The organism is Geomicrobium sp. JCM 19037, assembly GCF_000698105.1.
Lineage (GTDB): Bacteria > Bacillota > Bacilli > Bacillales > Marinococcaceae > Geomicrobium_A.
In genome coordinates this window covers 1-15,760 of the sequence record NZ_BAWZ01000018.1, presented here as the reverse complement: position 1 = coordinate 15,760, position 15,760 = coordinate 1, and the positions used below count along the sequence as shown (strand labels likewise).

At 43.9% G+C, this 15,760-nt stretch carries 13 protein-coding genes and 3 pseudogenes; 4 read left to right on the top strand and 12 right to left on the bottom strand.

The window, feature by feature from the left end:
• Position 1 precedes the first annotated feature (1 nt).
• The 6 genes from JCM19037_RS11480 to JCM19037_RS11465 form a co-directional block, all read right to left on the bottom strand.
• A complete protein-coding gene (locus JCM19037_RS11480; RefSeq protein ID WP_307189793.1) occupies positions 2-1,309 on the bottom strand; it encodes a flotillin family protein in 1,308 nt (435 codons plus the stop codon).
• Positions 1,310-1,359: 50 nt separating this feature from the next.
• On the bottom strand, positions 1,360-1,587 hold the full coding sequence (locus JCM19037_RS29370; RefSeq protein ID WP_307189790.1) for a hypothetical protein: 228 nt from the start codon (positions 1,585-1,587) through the stop codon (positions 1,360-1,362).
• A gap of 110 nt (positions 1,588-1,697) precedes the next feature.
• Positions 1,698-2,180, bottom strand: a complete 483-nt coding sequence (locus tag JCM19037_RS22800; protein WP_152549043.1) for an NUDIX domain-containing protein — start codon at positions 2,178-2,180, stop codon at positions 1,698-1,700.
• Positions 2,131-2,721, bottom strand: coding sequence for a cysteine hydrolase family protein (locus tag JCM19037_RS11470; RefSeq protein ID WP_042401198.1), 591 nt, complete (start codon positions 2,719-2,721; stop codon positions 2,131-2,133). The genes JCM19037_RS22800 and JCM19037_RS11470 overlap by 50 nt, the downstream gene beginning before the upstream one ends.
• 1,009 nt (positions 2,722-3,730) lie before the next feature.
• Positions 3,731-3,895 carry a hypothetical protein gene (locus JCM19037_RS25795; RefSeq protein ID WP_193744748.1) on the bottom strand — a complete coding sequence of 55 codons (165 nt, stop codon included), beginning with the start codon at positions 3,893-3,895 and terminating at the stop codon, positions 3,731-3,733.
• A 55-nt stretch (positions 3,896-3,950) separates the two neighbouring features.
• Positions 3,951-4,418 (bottom strand): GNAT family N-acetyltransferase, encoded by a 468-nt coding sequence (locus JCM19037_RS11465; protein WP_042401195.1) that lies wholly within the window; start codon positions 4,416-4,418, stop codon positions 3,951-3,953.
• Between the two features lie 84 nt (positions 4,419-4,502).
• On the opposite strand from JCM19037_RS11465, the gene JCM19037_RS11460 reads away from it, so the two are divergent.
• Positions 4,503-5,891: a YfcC family protein gene (locus JCM19037_RS11460; protein WP_042401193.1), complete on the top strand. Its 1,389-nt coding sequence runs from the start codon at positions 4,503-4,505 to the stop codon at positions 5,889-5,891.
• A 290-nt stretch (positions 5,892-6,181) separates the two neighbouring features.
• Here JCM19037_RS11460 and JCM19037_RS11455 read toward each other — a convergent pair whose 3' ends face one another.
• A complete protein-coding gene (locus tag JCM19037_RS11455) occupies positions 6,182-7,990 on the bottom strand; it encodes a hypothetical protein (protein ID WP_042401190.1) in 1,809 nt (602 codons plus the stop codon).
• Between the two features lie 219 nt (positions 7,991-8,209).
• Here JCM19037_RS11455 and JCM19037_RS25790 point away from each other — a divergent pair, with 219 nt between their 5' ends.
• Positions 8,210-8,383, top strand: coding sequence for a hypothetical protein (locus JCM19037_RS25790; protein ID WP_193744290.1), 174 nt, complete (start codon positions 8,210-8,212; stop codon positions 8,381-8,383).
• 34 nt (positions 8,384-8,417) lie between these two features.
• On the opposite strand, the gene gcvH is transcribed toward JCM19037_RS25790, so the two are convergent.
• The 5 genes and pseudogenes from gcvH to JCM19037_RS11430 form a co-directional block, all read right to left on the bottom strand.
• Positions 8,418-8,801: a glycine cleavage system protein GcvH gene (gene gcvH / locus JCM19037_RS11450; protein WP_042401188.1), complete on the bottom strand. Its 384-nt coding sequence runs from the start codon at positions 8,799-8,801 to the stop codon at positions 8,418-8,420.
• Positions 8,802-8,845: 44 nt separating this feature from the next.
• Entirely contained in the window at positions 8,846-9,241 is a 396-nt protein-coding gene (locus JCM19037_RS11445; RefSeq protein WP_042401185.1) for an arsenate reductase family protein, read from the bottom strand.
• A 136-nt stretch (positions 9,242-9,377) separates the two neighbouring features.
• Positions 9,378-11,160: pseudogene (locus JCM19037_RS11440) on the bottom strand (acyl-CoA dehydrogenase family protein).
• A 17-nt stretch (positions 11,161-11,177) separates the two neighbouring features.
• Positions 11,178-12,354: pseudogene (locus JCM19037_RS11435) on the bottom strand (acetyl-CoA C-acetyltransferase).
• A 13-nt stretch (positions 12,355-12,367) separates the two neighbouring features.
• A pseudogene (locus JCM19037_RS11430) lies at positions 12,368-14,748 on the bottom strand (3-hydroxyacyl-CoA dehydrogenase/enoyl-CoA hydratase family protein).
• A 260-nt stretch (positions 14,749-15,008) separates the two neighbouring features.
• On the opposite strand from JCM19037_RS11430, the gene JCM19037_RS11425 reads away from it, so the two are divergent.
• Together JCM19037_RS11425 and JCM19037_RS11420 are read left to right on the top strand one after the other, a co-directional pair.
• The gene (locus JCM19037_RS11425) at positions 15,009-15,245 is read left to right on the top strand and encodes a hypothetical protein (RefSeq protein WP_042401308.1); all 237 of its coding nucleotides are present in this window, start codon (positions 15,009-15,011) and stop codon (positions 15,243-15,245) included.
• Positions 15,242-15,568 (top strand): spore coat protein, encoded by a 327-nt coding sequence (locus JCM19037_RS11420; RefSeq protein WP_042401182.1) that lies wholly within the window; start codon positions 15,242-15,244, stop codon positions 15,566-15,568. Before JCM19037_RS11425 ends, JCM19037_RS11420 begins: the two co-directional genes overlap by 4 nt.
• Positions 15,569-15,760: the final 192 nt, after the last annotated feature.

The window sequence follows — 15,760 nt, the reverse complement described above, 5'->3', positions numbered from 1 at the left end:
TCTAGTCGTTTTTGTCACGGTCATAAAAGGATTCAAGGTTTTCTTCTGCTGATGTGGAATACGTGTCTTCTGACGCTTCCGGTTCGGACGACTCTTCTGCTTTCGCATCGGCTTCTGCCGCAGTTTCGTCTTTAGCTGCAGCAAACTGAGGTTGACCTTCACGCACGGTATTGCCTACGCTAGAATTGCCACGAGCAACGAAACTTTCGAGCATCTCTTTTAGGTCCATTCCCGTTGCTTCTTTCAAACTTTCCTGCACACCGAGCATCGTTTGCGTTACATTGCCAGCAATTTTATGAGCACCACCTTTGGAGTCGGAGCCACCCATATCAATGACTTTGTAGCCGTCAATTTTGCTAAGTGGGGCAGCAACTTCTTTTGCAATGTCTGGTAGCGAGCGAATCATCATTTCCATTATAGCGGCTTCCCCGTACTTCTCCATTGCTTCGGCCATGAGTTCTTTCGCTTCGGCTTCTGCACGGCCTTTCTCACGGATGACTTCCGCTTGGGCCAAACCTTCGGCACGTTGAATGGAAGCTTCTGCTTCACCGTCAATTCTCGCTTTATCAGCTTCTGCTTCAGCTTTTGCTTTAATGTCATACGCATCTGCATCGGCTTGTGCCTTGCGTCGTTTTTGTTCCTCTTCTTCAAGTGAAACTTGGCGTTGGCGTTCGATATACTGCACTTGCATTTCTTCTTCTTTCACTTCTTGATTTAATCGGGCTTGTTCTAACTGATACGCTTGCTCAGATTGCGCTCGTGCCCGTTCAGTTTCTTGTTTGAATGTTGCATCTTTAATATCTTTGTTCTTTTGTGATTCAGCAATGGTCGTCGCACGTGTATTTTCTTCTTCTTTCGCTTCTTGATCGTTTTTCGCTTTGTACATTCTCGTTTCTTTTTCTGCATCTGACTCTGCCATGTCCGCTTTCTTACGAATTTCAGCAATGCGCGGACGACCGAGATTTTCTAAGTATCCGTTCTCTTCATCGGCGTCACGTAAATCATCAAGGCCGAATGATGTAATCGTAAAACCCATGTTATCGAGCTCAACTTGAGCGATGTCTTGAACTTGATGAGAGAAAGATTCACGATCATTGTTAATCGCTTCAACTGAGAGCTTTGATAAAATCGCACGAAGGTTCGTACCGAGTACTTTTGAAACTTCTTGCTCAATTTCTCCTTCTTTCTTACCGAGAAATTGTTCTGCATAGTTTGCAATACCGTGAAGAGAATCTGCAATCTTTACGGAAGCAATCGCATCTGCAACAACAGGTACCCCTTGGCTAGTGTACACTTTTGGTGTCGTCAGTTTAATTTGAAATGAATTTAAATCAACAGGCGTACTCGTTTGGAAAAACTTTAAACGTTGCCACCACCACGAATAATTTTCATACTTCTTCCATTATCGTCTTGGAAAATGCGGTTGTCCTTTTCTGGGTCACCTAAATTCGGACCTGTAATAATAAGTGCTTCATTGGACGTCGCTGTTTTATAACGTCTCTTCACATAGATAAAACCGATAAGTCCAAAGATTAGGACAAGTGCAGCGACAACACCTAAAATAATGAAAATAAATACGATGTCCAAAATAATCACCTTCCTTTTTTATTCTTGTTACGTACTTTTCTACTGCAAGGTTTCGCATTTACTGAAAACTCTTACCAATTGTATCGAATTTCCACGTCTTTTGACAACATTCAACAATCAATTAATGTCGACCATTGCATCCATCCGCCAGTTCCTAGCGTACCAACAAACATGTCGTTCGTCTCCTTGCCATCCCGTTCAAAATGCTCGACCATTGCTTTAATCGGAGGCGTCACGCGTCGTGTTAGTAGTTGCTCAGATGTGAGCCAGTAGAGATCGCCTTCCTCACTCGATGTCGGGGTTCCAAGGGTCGACATCGTAAAAACATATTGCAAACGAATTTCATCATCAACGTACCGGACGAGCAAATATTTGTATTGTACATTGTGTAAATCTTTTTGCTCCAAACCAGTTTCTTCATATACTTCACGAAGGCACGCCTGTTTCACGTTTATCAGCTCTTCGGGCCGAATATGACCGCCGATCGGCACATAGAAACCGGCAAGAAAGTCGTGGTCATTCCTTTTTTTGAGAAACAAATATTCACCTTGTTGATTGTTGATGAGGGCGACCGCCATCTGTCTCGTTTTCAATCGTAAACGACTCCTTGATTTGTTCAGTTGTTTTTACACTCGCGAATTCATCTTTAAGTGTAGCAATTGTTAGCTTTTGAACCGTTTCCCCATCGTACTCTCCAATTGGAAAAGAAACCGTCGCATCTTCAATTATCACCGTTGAAAAGCCTAAATTCCCACTCATTCGCACTGTCGTTGAAACGCAATGAGGAGTCGTTAGTCCAATCACATACACCCTTTCCGGATGGTTATCGTTGAGCACCTGTTCAAGATCAGTGCCGATAAACGCACTGTTCGTCGGCTTCTGAATGCAAATTTCATCATTTTCCGGGACAAATCCATCCATAAAGTCGTGTCCTTCTTTACTCGGGTGAAATAAAGACGTTCGTTCTTTTGGAGTATGTTGGATATGAATCACACGGCTTTTGTTTTTTCGCCATAGCTTCAGTAAATCTCTCATATTTTCAACAGCACCCAAATCGTAAGGTGATCCCAGCTTCGGGTTGTGAAACCCTTTCTGAATATCAATTAGAAGCAATACATCATTTTTCGTTATCATGTCTTCGCCTCCCCCGTTCAACCTATGTACGTATAAATTTGAATATAACATACCTTCCTGAAAAATCCAGTGGACAGGCGAAGTAGAGGTACGATCTGCTAGCGTACATTCGTAGTTATCACGAAACACGTTCGACACGTCATTTGCAGGGAATATACTTACTTCCATTTCGTTTCACTCTATAACCACACATACTTGCCCTCAAGTACCCATATGATATCGGCGCGGCCCGCACCGAACCGAGTCCGATTTGGCTTCGGCCCCGCTGGGGCCGACGTGTCGTTGGCACTTCCGCCTGGAATCTGCGCTCCAGTGGAAGCAAACTGCGCAGGACTTTAGCGGAATGAGCGCCAAAATCGTTAAACAAGGCAAGCTTGCGCGCAGAACGTTCGTTCGTCTTGCCCGCATGTGCCCTCACCCCCTGCGGCAACGGTTCAGAGAACCATCCTTTTCATTCCCAAGTAAAATCGGGCTCGGCCCCTTGGGGGCGACCGATTGCTCGCTTCTTAACATTAGATCTGCGCGCAAAAAGACACTCACCACCGCGCTACCCCCTCCACACAACAGTGCAAATAAAGAAAATGTTTAGCTCATTCCATATAGATCGTCAAGTATTTGGGAAAATCGACCTTTTTACCGTGATCTAGACCATTTTGGGCGTGATCTAGATCACCGATCTCCTAGAAAATACCAACACCAAGCATCCATTCAAAGTAAAGCACCGCACCGATGTTGCACTTGTAGTCTGGACTGTCAAGTAGACACAGCGAGCACAAGCGGAGCGCAGTGAGAGGTGATGTCGCACTTATGCTCTGGAGTGCATCCGCCTGCAGTGGAAAGCAACACCCAACAGTGCAAATCAGGAAAATCTTAAGTTCATCCTGTATAGTTCAGGTCGTAACGGAGGCTACCACAAATAATAGAGAGCCAAATGAATATGCTAAAAAGCGGATGACTCGCCATGAGTCATCCACTTTTTGTCGTATAAATGGGCGGCTAGGCTTTAGCTTTATTCCTCGATATCCTCTGCGCTCATGTATTCGTTTAAACGACTGTTTTCTTGGGTTCGGTGTGCTTGGTCGTTCATTTTTACTTCTTCATGCCCTGGATGTTCGGTTTCGTACTGCATTTCTTTTGGTCGATCTTTGTGATCTTCTCTTTTCTTATCATTCATACAGTATACCCTCCTTTAAATGAATTAAAGGCTAGTTTATGCGAAGTGAGCAAAGCTATACTAAACTTTTAGAAAGGGTTGCAACGTCAATGATGCGATGGTTCACTTCTTTCGCTTCGATTTTCTTTGTTACATAGTGGAGCTTTTCGTACAGGTGCATGTTTCGAGAAACAGAAGCTCGAACTCGACAGCGAATTTCTCCATAGCCAATCGATTGTGTATACGTTTCAAGTGCACGGATTAGCTGTTTGGCAACCCCTTTTCCTTGATGACTAGGGGGGACTGACAAGCGGTAGAAATAGATATGATCCTCAAACTCCCGAAATCGGATTACCCCTACGGCTTGTCCACTATCAACAGCAATCATGGCTTGTTCTCCAGCATCAAATCCTTCAGCAATTGTATGTGGTGTTTCTTTTAGAGCGCTTGATGGTGGGGTGGCGTTTCTATACTCAGCAAATGCTTCATGCATCAGTGTACATATCATATCGGCGTCGTTTCGTGTGGCATGAATCGTCTGCATTCCGGTCGTTCCTCCTAAGAAATGGTTTGCGTTTATGACCATTATTCTATACGATAATGAAATACAACAATAGGGGGATGAGAAATGTCCGAACAGAAAAATAACCGGGGAATGAATGTTTTCGCCTTAATTTTTGGCGTGATTATTTTTGCAACTATTCTGACTTACTTGATTCCAGCAGGTAGCTATGAAAGAGTAGAGCAAGATGGTCGAGAAGTGGTAGACCCTGGTTCATACACCGAAGTAGAAGCAAATCCAATACATCCGTTTCAGATTTTCACCTCTATACATACCGGTCTCGTCGAGGCCTCAGATATTATTTTCTTCATATTAATTATCGGAGGTACGTTTGGGATCTTGAATCGTACAGGTGCCATTGACCGACTCGTTACCGTCGCTTCTTTTAGACTAGTGAATCAAGAGAAGTGGTTTATCCCCATAACGATGCTCATCTTCGCCCTTGGAGGAACACTTATGGGTCTCGCCGAAGAAACATTGGCATACATCCCCATTCTTATTCCACTTGCCCTTGCATTACGTTTTGACGCAATCACAGGAACTGCAATTGTTCTAATTGGCAGTTCGATCGGGTTTACAACTGCGATTATGAACCCCTTCAACGTCGGTGTTGCCCAAGGAATTGCTGAGCTAGATATTTATTCTGGCATGTGGCTTCGTCTCATTCTCTTCATTTTAATGTATACGATTGCCGTCATCTTTGTTTATCGGTATGCAATGAAAGTAAAAAGAAATCCTGAACTCGGATATTACGGCAATTATGCTAGTAATACCGAACTGGGTGAGATGAAAACAGAGAAGTCATTAACCGGTACACATAAAGTTGTTTTAGGATTGTTTGGTGTAAACTTTATTGTTCTTGCTTTCGGTGTCATTCAATTTGAGTGGTTTATTACTGAGATCGCATCATTGTTCTTATTGCTCGGAGTCATCATTGGCATTGTTGCCCGCTTAGGTGTTCACAACGTTGTTGATAGCTTTCTAAAAGGTGCTTCTGGTGTACTCGCTGGTGCGCTAATCGTCGGTTTTGCTCGCGCCATCTTAGTTGTTCTAGAAGACGGTAACACGATTGATACAATGCTCTATTATGCCGTTGGTTTTTTGGAGAATATTCCTGCCGAATTAAATGCTGTTGGGATGATTTTCATCCAAGGAGCCATTAACTTCTTCATTCCGTCAGGCAGCGGTCAAGCAGCGCTCACGATGCCAATTATGATCCCACTTGCAGATTTGCTTAGCATCACGAGGCAAACGACTGTACTTGCCTTTACATTAGCTGACGGAATCGGAAACATTATTCTCCCGACATCAGGGTATTTCATGGCAGCACTCGCACTTGCAGGAATCCCGTGGACAAAATGGGTTCGTTTCATTTGGCCTTTTATCTTGATTCAACTTACAATCGCAGTCATCGCTGTCATGTTTGCCGCCTGGTTTGGATACGGACCGTTCTAGTAGGTGGTTGTAGCTTCAACCACATTCGTATCCGATTGTAATTTCACTTGTGCCTTCTATCCTAGAGACCGGCTCATTATAGAGCATTTTCTCCTCGGGCATAGAGGCTAACAAAACAGATCGAATCATCAGTGTAGCCATGTGCTTAGTTCCTGTGCCACCTTAGAACCTTGCCGGTTCCGAGAAAAAATCAAACGACGGACGTTCGCTTGTGTTAAAAAGTGTCCATGCGTAGCCTGAACATACTGCGCAAAAAAGCGTACCGAACTCGGTACGCTTTTTGCGTTATGCTATTCTTCCGTGACATCTTCTTCGTTTTCTGCTGGCGAATCTTCTTCGAGATCTTCTTCATCTATAATAAACTCTTCAATCTCTCCAAAATTATCGTCGATGGTTAGGTTGTTAAATTCGATCACTTGCAAAATGTTTTCATCTGTATCAATAACCGTCGCTTCAATCTCATCACCTTCTTGGATGAAGACGGCATCGGATACACTGGTAATATCAAATTCGAGCACTCTCGTCTCCCCGGTCATGAGCGCTTGGATGTACTGGTTGTTGAACGTATCACTAATGCGATAGATCTCGCCCTCTACGGTTTCCTCATCATAGATATCAGTCGGAACATAGTCATCCGCGCCGAGACTAGAAGCTAAAAGCTGACGATACTCATTAAATGCCTCTTCGCGAGAGGATGCGTACGCAATATTACCCGTTTCAGCATGAACCATCGCCATTTCTCTCATGAGACCATTTTGGTCGACGACCGGGACGACCCACGTGTAATGATCATACACCGAATATAACACCGGTTGGGTTCCGCTCCATTGTTCACGCACAAATGATTTGTTCACGACTTCTCGCGCTCCTCTTGCATTTAAAAGACCTGAGGATCCGGTGTAATAAGTTGCTTCACCTGTTTGTGCATTGACCATTGTAAAGCCGACCATCGTGTTTGAATCTTGATTCGGACGCATATGGTCAATCATCCAATACATCTCATCGTCTGGTCCGAGGACGCCAATCATCTCTTCATTACTCGTCGGTTCGTGCACCCCTTCTTTTGCAAACCAGGCGTTCAGCAGTCCATTGCTGTATCGGCCAAACCAATCCGCATATTGAAGAGCAAGGCGATAATCAATAGCATTGTCAATAAAGTCAGGTTGGTCGCCGAGTGCAAATTTCTCCATCTCACCAGTGACCGCATCAATGACAATCACACCGTCTGCACGAGGCCCGGTTCGGTAATAGTCGTAATACGCATAAGAATAGGCATAGTACGGATGACCATCATCATCTGGCTCAAAAGAATAACCTACAAGAATGACATCTTCATATGCTTGCCTCACATGTCGCTCCAAGTTGTCTCCAAAGAAAGCACTTGGCACATACGTCATCTCATGATCGCTCACAAGTTGCGCCTCTGCATTAGGATCTTCCGCACTCACCATAATGTAACCTGGCGCACTATCCGCTCGCCACCATCTCCAAAGGTTTGCGTACTCAATGGGGGACACCCAATACAGTTCGTCATTGATCTTTTGAATCGTTGATTCTCCAAGATCATAGAATGAAAAGTTGTCAATGTTCCCGAATACAATTTCTGATTTATAACGAGCATATGTATACGGAACTGCTCTTACCGCTTCTTCAGTAACAGATTCGATCTGCTCACTGCTCGTCTCAATATCTCCTAGTTCAGAGAGTTGTTCGGTCACTGTAAATGGAAACACGAAATTCATGAAAAGAAGACCGACAAGTAACGTTCCCCCAATTGCACTCGGTACGTTTTTAATTGCTTTCTTTGCTTGCAGCTGAGCTTCTTTACTGTTTTTAGGCACACGTGCAGCACCTAAAAACAATCCTGACAAAATTAAATTAATCGCTACAACAAACCCAAACGTGTTCAGAATTCCTGACCAAGATAGATCAAGCAATTGAAAATAAACAATATAAAAGCTAAGCACTAGCCCAAACACATAGCGCAACGCTTGGAACGCGAGCCATGCTTTCGTGTTTCGTTTCATTCCATGTTTCCAAGCCACTGGGTTTAACTCCACAGTCGTTAAACCTAGTATCAAAATCCAAATGTACATCATCTTTCGTTCCTCCTACACCGTTTCCTAACTCATACTTACGAAAAAACTACGAAAAAGATTCAAGAGATTTCTTCATCCATCATTCCCGGGAAATACATGTCGAAATAAGGATGTGTTCTCTCTATGTAAAGATCAGCAAAACAAGCAGGGCAATCATACAAGCACCAACATCTCGTGTCGAATATTGTAGTAGGAACACAAGCTAAAGGAGGTCATATTGTGTCGTATCGTTACCTTTATGACAATGATGGAAATTGCACGGGCATCGAGATTAACAACAATCTCATTAACGGACCTGGAATCGTTGGAACAGGTACGTTGCCAACCGTCCCTACAACACCTACTGTGCCTACTCTTCCAACGTTGCCTACGTTACCAACCGGTACAGTATAACAAAAAGGCTGCCACTTTGGGCAGCCTTTTTCATTTACTCTTGATTGATGAGTTCGTCATAGTCATCTGCTGAAAGAAGGTCATCAAGTTGAGCGCGATCTGTTGGTTCTACAACGATCATCCAAGCTTTCTCATAAGGGGATTCGTTGACGAGCTCTGGAGAATCTTCAAGTTCTTCATTGATTTCGACGACCTTACCACTAACCGGTGCATAAAGCTCTGAAACTGTTTTTACGGACTCAACACTGCCAAACGGTTCATTTACAGCAATTTCATCGCCGACTTCTGGCAATTCCACAAATACGATATCTCCTAGCTCATCTTGGGCAAAAGAAGTAATGCCAATTCGCAAGTTGCCCGTTTCTTCTTTAACCCACTCGTGTTCTTTTGAATATTTGAGTTCTTTTGGTGATCCCATTTTGTACTACCTCCCATTTTTAATTAAACGTTGTATAAGCAACCTTACCACTTACCTAGTATATCAGGTGATACATTCCCCAAGTACTGCTTCCAATACTTTTCAAATTCGTCTTCTTTAAATCCTACTGTTGCAGCATGACCATCGGTGACAATTGGCCGCTTAATCAACATGCCATCTGATGCTAGCCAATCAATAATGGTGTCCTCACTTGCATCTGGAAGCTTGTCCTTAAGCCCAAGTTCACGGTACTTCTTACCACTCGTATTGAACAACTTTTTCCACTCTAAACCACTCAGCGCTTTAATTTCTTGAAGCTCCTTGCGCGTAGGTGGGTCGTTAACAATATGTCGTTCTTGATACGAAATCTCGTTTGCATCCAGCCAGTTTTTCGCCTTTTTGCACGTTCCACACGGTGGATAACTAAAAAGTGTAAGCATGTTGCTTGTTTCCTCCTTCATGTGTACGAACATTCCCTTACATTATACGATAAAATCCTACTGTTTTATACAGGCCATCAATGATTATCCTCATCATTAGGGAAAAATAAAAAGAGGGGAAGATCCCCCTCTTTCATTAAACGATATACTTTTTCTCTTGTAGAACGCGCTCGGCAATTTCACGTTTTGTTTTAATAAGGTTTGCCGGTGTGCGACGCGTCAGTTTTCTTACCATAGATAGCATCGTGCGGAGGGTGTCGCCTTCTTCCATATGAATAAGGGACTCTTTCGCATCTGCTTCGATGTTTTGTAAGCCTTCTTCAACGATAACTTCTGTATAAAGTAGTTTCATCGTTTCTTTATCGGCGCCGTTTTTCTCGATGGCTTTCTCTGTTCTTGCAATGGCAGCTTCCATGTTGTAGATCTCGCTCACCATATCTGCCACATTCAATAGCAATTCTTGCTCGTCGTTCAATGCTTTGCCGTATTTTTGAACGGCAGCGCCAGCGCCCATGATGACGAGTTTCTTTGCGTTTTGTAGCATATACTTTTCTTTTTCTAATGGCGCATCGCCTGGCTCTTCAGGCATCATTGACATAAGTTCATCTTGCAGCCCATGGCTTTATCTAGGAACGGAAGTTCACCTTTCATCGTTTTACGGATGAGTGTACCTGGGACGAGCATACGGTTGATCTCATTCGTACCTTCAAAAATTCGGTTGATTCTGGAGTCACGGTAAATGCGCTCAACTTCATATTCAGCCATAAAGCCGTACCCACCATGAATTTGTACAGCTTCATCTGCACAGTAATCCAACACTTCTGAACCGTAGAATTTGTTCAATGAACACTCAATTGCATATTCTGCAATGGCTTTTGCTACTTTCTCTCCATCTGCTTGCTCTTCGTCGGTTAGGTCACCAAGGTTCTTTTCGAACAAGCCACCTGTACGATAGATGGAACTTTCAAGTGAGAATGATTTCGTCGCCATTGAGCCGATCTTCTCTTGAATCGCTGTGAAGTTAGCGATCGGTGTTTTGAATTGCTTACGCTCATTCGCATACGTTGCTGCAAGCTCAATCGTACGTTTCACCCCACCGAGACAACCGACACCTAGCTTATAACGACCTACGTTTAAAATGTTAAACGCAATGATGTGCCCACGACCAATTTCTCCGAGCAAGTTTTCTTTTGGCACTTTCGCGTCTTCAAGGAGAAGGGTTCTTGTTGATGAACCTTTGATTCCCATCTTCTTTTCTTCAACGCCTGTGGATACGCCTTCATAGTCACGATCAACGATAAACGCTGTGAATTTATCACCGTCCACTTGTGCATAAACGACAAACACATCAGCAAACGCAGAGTTTGTAATCCATTGCTTCTCACCATTTAAAATGTAGTGCGTACCTTCGTCATTAAGGACAGCCGTTGTTTTTGCGCCGAGTGCATCGGATCCTGAGCTCGGCTCTGTAAGTGCATAGGCCGCTATCAATTCACCAGATGAAAGCTTCGGAAGGTACTTCTTCTTCTGCTCATCGTTTCCAAAGAATACGATTGGAAGGGAACCGATCCCTACGTGTGCACCGTGCTCAAGCCAAATCCACCTGCTACTGCCATACTTTCCGTAATGAGCGTAGAACTAATTTTGTCTAAGCCAAGACCTTCGTATTGCTCGGGTACGTCAGCACCGAGTAAACCTAGCTCTCCAGCTTTTTTCAATAGCTTCACAGAATAATCAAATTCATGATTTTCAATATTGTCAATGACTGGGTAAACTTCATTCAAGACGAAATCTTGAGTTGTTTTAGAAATCATTTTGTGTTCTGATGTGAAGTCTTCAGGTGTGAATACATCCGTTGTTTCCACATCTTCAAGTAAAAACCCGCCGCCTTTAATGCTTGTTTTTAACGTTTCTGTCATGATCATTTCCCCCTAAATTATAGTAGTTCGAATACGCCAGCAGCACCCATGCCGCCACCAATACACATCGTCACAATGCCGTACTGTTCGTTACGACGTTTCATTTCATGAATTAATGACAGCGTCAGTCTTGTTCCTGTGCAGCCAAGTGGATGGCCAAGGGCAATCGCTCCGCCGTTTACATTTACACGGTCGTAATCAAGGTCTAATGAGCGGATGACTTGTAGTGCTTGGGATGCGAACGCTTCATTTAATTCAAACAATCCGATGTCTTCTTTTTTCAGTCCGACGTTCTTTAAAACTTTAGGAATCGCTTCAACTGGGCCGATTCCCATGACTTCAGGTCTTACACCGGCAACGGCCATACCTAAAAACTTCGCCATAGGCTTAAGCCCGTCTGCTTCAGCTTTCTCACGATCCATAACGAGCACGGATGCAGCACCGTCACTCATTTGCGATGCGTTCCCGGCGGTTACACTTCCCTGAACGTTAAACGCAGGGCGAAGCTTGCCTAATGTTTCACTCGTCGTGCCTTCTCTTACCCCTTCATCCGTATCAAATGTAACGATTTTTTCTTGAAGTTTGTGCTTCGCGTCTACTGTGCGGTGAGTCACTTCAATCGGCACGATTTCATCTTTAAAACGTCCTTCTTGGATAGCTGCTGCTGCACGCTTGTGGCTTTCTACAGCAAAAGCATCTTGGTCTTCACGGCTCACACCAAATTCCTGTGCCACCTGTTCTGCTGTATGACCCATACCCATATAATATTCCGGTGCGTTTTCTACAAGCTTCGCATTTGGGGCGATGACGTGCCCACCCATTGGATGAGACTCATGGATTCTGCCCCACCTGCAAGAATGGTGTTTGCATGCCCTAGCATAATCTTCTCGCCTGCGTACGCGATGCTTTGCAAGCCAGAAGCGCAATACCTGTTCACTGTCACCGCTCCTGCTGTATTCGGAAGGCCTGCTAAGCCGGAAATGTTCCGCGCCATGTTCATCCTTGCTCCGCTTCCGGCATGGCACATCCGATAATCACATCTTCAATTTCACTTGCGTCAAAGTCACCCGCACGCTTTAATGTTTCTTTAATGGTTTCTGCCGCGTAATCATCTGGGCGCATTTTTGCGAGCGTCCCTTTTTTCGCTTTTCCAACTGCTGTTCTCGCTCCTGATACGATAACTGCTTCTCTCACAGCTTTCCCTCCTCTAGTTACGTAATGGCTTTCCGGTTTTCAGCATGTGTTGCATGCGCATTTGTGTTTTTGGCTCAGCAATCAAGCTAAGGAATGCTTCACGCTCAAGATCAAGCAAGTACTGCTCATCAACTTCACTATTTTTCGCCACACGACCTCCGGCAAGGACAAACGCAAGTTTCTCCGCGATCTTTAAGTCATGGTCGCTAATTTGCCCCGACAGTTTAAGGGCTTTTGCTCCAAGAAGCATCGTTGCATATCCGGTTTCACCAACGACTGGTATAGGCTTTCGAACCGGTGGGGCATATCCTTTCTCGGAAAGCTCCATCGCTTTTCTTTTCGCGCTCCACGTCAAATGACGGTGGTTGGCAATAATGTCGTCACGCTCTCCTAAATACCCATTTTCAGCTGATTCTTGCGCAGACGTTCCGACTTTTGCCATTGCAATACGTTCAAAGACCTTATTCGCAATCGGTTGCAATTCTGTACCTTTAGGAACGTTTTCAATTTCACGCAGGTAGAGTTCTTTGTTCCCACCCCCACCTGGAATAAGACCGACACCGACTTCTACAAGACCCATATACGTCTCTGCAGACGCTTGAATACTTGCTGATGGCATACAAATCTCTGCACCACCACCTAGAGACATTTGGAATGGTGCGGTTACAACTGGTTTACTGCTATAGCGAATTTTCGCTGTCATCTGTTGGAACTTACGAATAACAAGATCCAACTCATCGAAAGCAAAGTCTTGTGCTTCCATGAGCATCATCATTAAGTTCGCACCAACACAGAAGTTTTTACCTTTATTCGAGATGACTAGGCCGTTATAGTTTTCTTCCACTTCATCGATGGATTTCTCCACCATCTGAATAACGTCTAGACCAATCGAGTTGTTTGGTGATGTAAACGTTAGCCCGGCAATACCATCCCCTAAGTCAGTGAGAACCGCTCCGGCATTTTTCTTAATGACGTTTGTTTCGTTTTTAATGTGAACGCTAATGTCGATTTCCTTTTCGCTTTTCGGAATATCCACATACGTACCGTTATGATAGAAAGCACCCGCTTTATAAAACGACTCGTATCCGCTTTCAAGCATGTCTTTTACCCAAGTAGGAACGGTCTCACCATCGGCTTCCATCTTTTCAACAGACTTTCTTACACCGAGTGCATCCCATACTTCAAACGGTCCAAGATCCCATCCGAATCCCCATTTCATCGCATTGTCAACAGCGACGATGTCATTTGCAATCTCGGAAGTTTTCTCTGCGGAATATAGGAGGCTTGCTTTAAGTGTCTCCCACGTAAATGTTCCTGCTTTATCATCAGCGTAAGCAAGCGCTTGAATCTTCGCGGCTTTGCCTTTCGCTTGTTTCGCCATTTCAACGGATGGTGCTTTTAGTTTCTTACCTTCTCGGTACTCAAGCGTTTCAGGATCGAGTTCAAGAATTTGTTTATCTTTTCCTTTCCCCTTCTTCAAATAAAACCCTTGCCCTGCTTTACTACCGATCCAACCTTTTTCAGCAATCTCTTTCATAAATTTCGGTGGATCAAAGATGTTCTTCTCTTCGCCATCCACTTGATCGTACACATTTTTTGCGACATGAAGGAATGTATCTAGCCCAACAACATCAAGTGTGCGGAAGGTGGCGCTCTTCGGACGACCAATTAACGGTCCAGTGATCGAATCGACTTCTGTGATGGACAAGCCGTTTTTAACCATCTGCTCGACGGATACGAGTAGACCGTACGTCCCGATCCGGTTTCCAATAAAGTTCGGCGTGTCCTTCGCTTCCACAACACCTTTACCGAGGGCATCCTCAGCAAACGCTTTCATAGAAGCGAGCACTTCAGAATCGGTATCTTTCGTTGGAATGATCTCCAGCAAATGCAAATACCTCGGTGGGTTGAAGAAGTGTGTCCCAAGAAAATGTTTGCGGAACGTCTCTGAACGACCTTCTACCATCGCATTCACAGAGATTCCTGACGTGTTGGAACTCACAATCGTCCCAGGCTTTGTATGTGCTTCTACTTTTTCAAACAATTGTTGTTTCACTTGTAAGTTCTCAACGACCACTTCAATAATCCAATCAACATCGGATAATTTCTCTAAGTCGTCTTCTAAGTTTCCAACTTCAATGCGATGAGCATTTTCCTTTGATGCAAGTGGCGCTGGTTTTTGTTTGAATAGCTGCTTTTTCGCCTCTACCGCACGCTTATTGCGGATCGATGCATGTTCAGCCGATAGCCTTTTGCTCGTTCTTCATCCGTTACGTCTTCTACTGGTAAATCCAAGAGAAGAACGGATATGCCTTGATTTGCCAAATGTGCAGCAATTCCTGATCCCATCACGCCTGAACCAAGTACAGCAGCACGTCTAATGTGAATAGTCATGTTCGGCCTCCTTTTTTGAATGAATCCTCATTCATTATATTCGCTAATACAAGAGCACTCACGATTGTAAATGCTCTTCATCCGTCGGAATTGGTTAAATTGCGAATATATTATCTACCTACACTATATAAGATTTTTAACCGTCTGACAACTAAAAAATTTTAGCGTAAAGCGCATACAGCTTTTTAATATCGGTGATGCTACACGTTGATTAGATTTTCTTTAGGAGGGCTAATATGGATCTTCACAATCAACAACCGATGAACCAACAAAACCAAACGATGAGTCAACCCCCTGCAATGATTTCAACGAAAGATCAACTGTATCTGTCTGATATGTTGAACTGGAACTTAACTGCCGCGAAGAAAGCACGTTTTTATGCTCAACATGCGATGGACCCAAAAATTAAAGAAACGCTTGATCAAGTAGCTGGGATGCACGAAAAACATTACCAACGCTTACTTCCACATCTCAATAGCCAAGGAGGTACACAATGACAAAAATCCAAAACCCAAAAACAGAAGTACCGAACTCAAAAGAGATGAATGACAAAGATTTTATGACTGACATGCTAACCACTGAAAAATATATGGGATCGTCCTACACAACGGCGATGACAGAAGCGAGTCATAAAGCGTTATATGATGAGATTTCTTCAATTTGCAACGAGACAATTGACTGTCAACGCAACCTTTACAATCAAATGTTCGCCAATGGCTGGTATGCGTTGGATACGGCACCAGGTCAAGCCATTCAACAAGCACATCAAGAATATGCCGGCATGACGAACCAACTTCCAGGAAGCGGGATGGCTCATTAATCATCCAGCAGAATAAGCATCGAAAAAGCAGGTTTTGTGAACCCGGGCTTTTTCGACAATAAATCAAACCATCTGCCGATGGTTTGATTTATTGATTAGGCTATTCAATATCTACCCGACCATCCGTTGATGAATCATCATGCTTCTCAATATCAACCGTCCATCCGTTAATGAATCATCATGCTTCTCAAT

What these genes read in the sequence shown, in the direction of transcription:
- JCM19037_RS11445 (WP_042401185.1), bottom strand. Translation starts at nt 9,241, where the DNA reads ATGCTTACACTTTTTAGTTATCCACCGTGTGGAACGTGCAAAAAGGCG.
- JCM19037_RS11460 (WP_042401193.1), top strand. Translation starts at nt 4,503, where the DNA reads ATGTCCGAACAGAAAAATAACCGGGGAATGAATGTTTTCGCCTTAATT.
- gcvH (WP_042401188.1), bottom strand. Translation starts at nt 8,801, where the DNA reads ATGGGATCACCAAAAGAACTCAAATATTCAAAAGAACACGAGTGGGTT.
- JCM19037_RS11470 (WP_042401198.1), bottom strand. Translation starts at nt 2,721, where the DNA reads ATGATAACGAAAAATGATGTATTGCTTCTAATTGATATTCAGAAAGGG.
- JCM19037_RS11425 (WP_042401308.1), top strand. Translation starts at nt 15,009, where the DNA reads ATGAACCAACAAAACCAAACGATGAGTCAACCCCCTGCAATGATTTCA.
- JCM19037_RS25795 (WP_193744748.1), bottom strand. Translation starts at nt 3,895, where the DNA reads ATGAATGATAAGAAAAGAGAAGATCACAAAGATCGACCAAAAGAAATG.
- JCM19037_RS11420 (WP_042401182.1), top strand. Translation starts at nt 15,242, where the DNA reads ATGACAAAAATCCAAAACCCAAAAACAGAAGTACCGAACTCAAAAGAG.
- JCM19037_RS11455 (WP_042401190.1), bottom strand. Translation starts at nt 7,990, where the DNA reads ATGATGTACATTTGGATTTTGATACTAGGTTTAACGACTGTGGAGTTA.
- JCM19037_RS11465 (WP_042401195.1), bottom strand. Translation starts at nt 4,418, where the DNA reads ATGCAGACGATTCATGCCACACGAAACGACGCCGATATGATATGTACA.